Genomic DNA, 641 nt, shown 5'->3' with positions numbered 1-641 from the left:
AAGCTTTACAACTCACCTTCAACGCTTACAGAACGCTCCCCTACCCAATGAAGTAAACTTCATTGCCGCAGCTTCGGTTTATAGCTTACGTCCCCGTTACACTCTTCCGCGCAGGCCGACTCGACTAGTGAGCTATTACGCTTTCTTTAAATGATGGCTGCTTCTAAGCCAACATCCTAGCTGTCTAAGCCTTCCCACATCGTTTCCCACTTAGCTATAATTTGGGACCTTAGCTGGCGGTCTGGGTTGTTTCCCTCTCCACGACGGACGTTAGCACCCGCCGTGTGTCTCCCGGATAGTACTTACTGGTATTCGGAGTTTGCAAAGGTTGGTAAGTCGGGATGACCCCCTAGCCTTAACAGTGCTCTACCCCCAGTAGTATTCGTCCGAGGCGCTACCTAAATAGCTTTCGGGGAGAACCAGCTATCTCCAGGTTTGATTGGCCTTTCACCCCTAGCCACAAGTCATCCGCTAATTTTTCAACATTAGTCGGTTCGGTCCTCCAGTTGATGTTACTCAACCTTCAACCTGCCCATGGCTAGATCACCTGGTTTCGGGTCTATATCCAGAGACTGAACGCCCAGTTAAGACTCGGTTTCCCTACGGCTCCCCTAGATGGTTAACCTTGCCACTGAATATAA

General features: G+C 49.9%; 1 rRNA gene. It reads right to left on the bottom strand.

Annotated elements, in window-relative coordinates:
* Positions 1-641, bottom strand: a 23S ribosomal RNA gene (locus B853_RS15610); the annotation flags it as partial.

Origin of the sequence: Vibrio rotiferianus CAIM 577 = LMG 21460, from assembly GCF_002741985.1 — a bacterium.
Taxonomy (GTDB): domain Bacteria; phylum Pseudomonadota; class Gammaproteobacteria; order Enterobacterales; family Vibrionaceae; genus Vibrio; species Vibrio rotiferianus.
The sequence above is the reverse complement of the archived record's forward strand: the minus strand, read 5'-3'. Positions and strand labels throughout refer to the sequence as shown.